Annotated in this window: 2 protein-coding genes; both read right to left on the bottom strand. The window is 48.0% G+C overall.

The genetic code is table 11. The features are described from left to right. Nucleotides 1–2,317: hypothetical protein (locus HMPREF3179_RS02555; RefSeq protein WP_083290678.1), on the bottom strand; the 2,317-nt coding region annotated here is incomplete at its 3' end. 386 nt (nucleotides 2,318–2,703) lie between these two features. Beyond that, the gene (locus tag HMPREF3179_RS02550) at nucleotides 2,704–3,690 is read right to left on the bottom strand and encodes a diaminopimelate dehydrogenase (RefSeq protein WP_018027393.1); all 987 of its coding nucleotides are present in this window, start codon (nucleotides 3,688–3,690) and stop codon (nucleotides 2,704–2,706) included. Nucleotides 3,691–3,756: the final 66 nt, after the last annotated feature.

Genomic DNA, 3,756 nt, shown 5'->3' with positions numbered 1-3,756 from the left:
AGGCTTGAGGTAAACCAGCTGCCGCCATCGCAGCCGCAATACCGGCATTGGCACGGTTATTATTACGTTGAATATCGTCTCGATTTGCGTCAATCTGTTGCTGTAGCTTGTGATTGGCCGCTGACAATTGTTCAACGTTAACCGCATCCGTTCCAGCAACACCAGGGGCGACGTTTGTTATGCGGTTATTATTCATATTAATACCGTCTTTATTAATCACCGGGCCACCGTTATTAACGCTGATGCTATCGGCATTCACGGTGCTTGCGGTGAGACTATTCAGCGTCACGTCTTGCTTTAAGCTAATCTCGATTTTGCCCGAATTATCGGTTCCTGTTTGAGCTACCGAAATATTACTATCGCCAACAAAGGTGACTTTACCGTTAGAGCCAATCTTTGAGGTATTGCCATTTGCGTCGGTAACGCTCCAAGGTGCGCTTGTATTGTTCCCAGCGTTTCCAATCTTCGTGTCTAGCGCATTTAATGCGGCGTTAACGCTGTTATAAGTGTTACCGTCCACATTCAATTGGGTGATTAACTTGCCGCCTTCAAACTTGGATTCACCGCCCATGCCAGCAGCAACGCTTTTAGCAAATTCATCAATATTTGGACTTGAACCACCACTATCTACTGATGCCTTAAGTTGTTTGAGCTGAGCTACGTTCACCGCATCTGTATCATTCAGACCAGCTGCCACACCAGTGATCTGGCGGGTGATGTTATTGGCTACATCACCTACACTGACCGCCGCAGCGGTTGATGTCCAGGCGATATTCGTAGTTTTGTCATTGCCTGCGTACGGAGTTTGAGTCGACTGGTCCCAACCGGTAATGCTTTTGTCAGTATTAGCCACGGAAGCTATACCCAAGGCAACGCTACCTTCTATCTCAGCTTTGGCGCCAACTCCCACTGCGGTAGCTTTGTTGGCCACAACGCTATTGTTACCGATGGACACTGCTTCACTGATATTATCTAGTGTGATGTTATTGCCCATTAGAATGCTGTCTGACACCGTCGTCAACTCCTGCTCATTACCCGTTACAAAGGAGTTTTGAACATCGTCTAGCACATTCTTCGCCCCAGCAACAAACACACGCTTAGTGTTCTCAACTTTATTTCCAAAACCTTGTACGGACGAAAGTTCGGTATTTTTCACACTACTGTGCATGCCCGTCAGGAAAAGGTTTTTGCCATTGTCGACAGTATTGCCGGCACCGATGACTCCAACTTGGCCAAGTTGGGTTTTGCTATCACGCAGCTTATCCCCAATGCTAGAGGCCGCAGTAGGCTCAAACATACCTACGTCTATCTGGTCGTTATAAGAATTCTCGACTTTGTTACCGTAACCGCTGATGATTACACCATTGCTTTCCTGCACCTCATTGGCCGCACCAGACACAATAACCGCAATACTGTTGTACTTCTTGGTATTTGTGGTCTTATCCATGTTGCCCACAGTATTATAGGAACCAGTTATCTGGGAAAAAGCGCCCTGGGCAGCCCAATCCCGCCTGCCGAAAAATCCACCCGTCTTAGCGTGTTGATTAATCAACAGATCGTTGTTGCTACCAATCACGGTGGAATATAGCGCATGCGTATTTGATTGTGCGCCGATCAGGGTCGAGCCACGTCTGGAAGCACCTTTCTGGTTGCTATGGTTAGCAGGCTTGGTCGGTGTACCAATATTTATCGCTTCATGGCCGGCATACGATTCTTTTCCGATGGCGATCGAACCTTCCACGCCATCACCGACCTGTGCCTTGGTACCAATGGCGATGGCATTCTTATTGTTTCCCTGGTACCACATCGACGCAGTATTACCGATGGCGATATTACTTTCCCCGTTTGCTTTGGCTTCATAACCGATAGCAACCCCTCTTTTCCCGGCTTGTGTCGCTGATAGGCCTGTATTGCGCCCTGTACCAATTGCAACGCCCTCTTCTTCCGCTTTAGTGTTGTAACCTACCGCAATACTGCGAGGTGCACTAGCGATGGTGCTATGACCTACCGCTATGCTGTTGACGCCACCAGCATTAGTCGTTGTACCTCCTAGCGCAATAGCATTTTGACCAAGCTTGCTGGTCGCCCAGGTCTTTGCATTTTGAATCGCTGCATCTATGTCGGCTGCCGTAATACCACTAATCGTCGCAAAACCGCCAGCACCATTAGGTATCTGACATGAATAACTCTTTTTTCCATCTGGACTCGTACAAGTAATGCCCGTCTGACTGCTGATGGACGCAGCGCCATCAACCTGATAATCAGCGCTAGCCGTCATCGGCAAACCACTCATCACCACCAAGGCAACACTGGTCAATGTGCTTCGTGACGACGAACCTGGGCGTTTAGCTTTCGATTTTGCGACTTGCGAGACCGTCACATAGGGGGGGGGTACTCGCTTGCTCGCTCCACACAGTTTTATAAATATGATTCATATACAACACCTTTTTAATTTAAGCTTTGTTGAGAGTGCTTATACGACAGAGCTTGAGAAAATACGTGCTCAGATTCAATCCTGGTTTAGTCCTCAAAAACTAACAGCCTCCACCCCTTAAACCCTATTTCAGACGCTTAAAATCCAAGCTTCTTGTTGTTAAGCATGTATTAATAACTTAGTCGATACTATGCTGCTTAGTTAAAAATCAACGAAGCGGCATCGGTATATACGCATTTTACTATTATTTCAACCCCATCACGCTACCACTACAGCATCTCTTTACGCAATTGCTCTGGTGATTTTATCGACAGCAAGCCGGGCGCTACGTCAAACACGGTTTTAGCACCGTATTGACCTTGCTGATTCATACGATAAGCAGCCCGCGCATAAGCAACGAGTACACTGGATGTAAAACCGGGGTTATCATCCAATTGCAAACCATACTCAATCACTTGATTATGCTCAGGGCATGTATTACCGCTACGGATCACAAAGCCACCATGCGGCATTCGCTGATGCTCTCGCGCTAAGGTTTCCTCATCAATAAAGTGAACGGTGGTGTCATACTCATCAAAGTAGTTAGGCATGGTTTTAATCGTCTGCTCAACCACGGCGGCATCCGCCCCCGCTTGCAGCACCACATAGCACTCACGTGTGTGCTTATCGCGCGTGCTAAGCGTTGGGCGAGTACCTGTACGCACGGCATCCATGGCTTTGGCTGAAGGCAAGGTATACTGCACCCCCGCCTTTACCCCCTCAACGCGACGTATAGCATCCGAGTGACCTTGGCTTAAACCCTTGCCCCAGAAGGTGTAGCTCTCCCCATCAGGCAGCACCGCTTCAGCATATAAACGATTAAGTGAGAATAAACCAGGATCCCAGCCCACGCTGATGAGTGCCGTTTTTTTGGCAGGGGCCGCAGCAGCATCAACACTGGCATAAAACTCAGGAATTCTAGCGTGGGTATCAAAACTATCAACTGTATTAAATAATGCCGCCAACGCCGGCGTCTGTTGCGGCAAATCGTCTTTAGAACCACCACATAGAATTAACACATCGATTTTATCTTGAAAGCGCTTTAGGTCATCCATGGCAAAGACCTTGGTCTGCTCATTGAGCGTCACCAACTGCTCTGGTGGCCGACGGCTAAACACACCAACAAGACTCATATCAGGATTGTGCTGAATGGCGGTCTCTACACCACGACCAAGATTACCATAGCCGACGATACCGATTCGAATAAGTTGGGACACGATTTAACTCCAAATTGAGGTGAATAAACAAGTTGACTTCCTCCCCTCCCTAAAGGGATGGGATTC

The sequence above is a fragment of the Oligella sp. HMSC09E12 genome, from assembly GCF_001808505.1.
GTDB lineage: Bacteria > Pseudomonadota > Gammaproteobacteria > Burkholderiales > Burkholderiaceae_B > Oligella > Oligella urethralis.
This window is presented reverse-complemented; position numbering and strand designations above follow the sequence as displayed.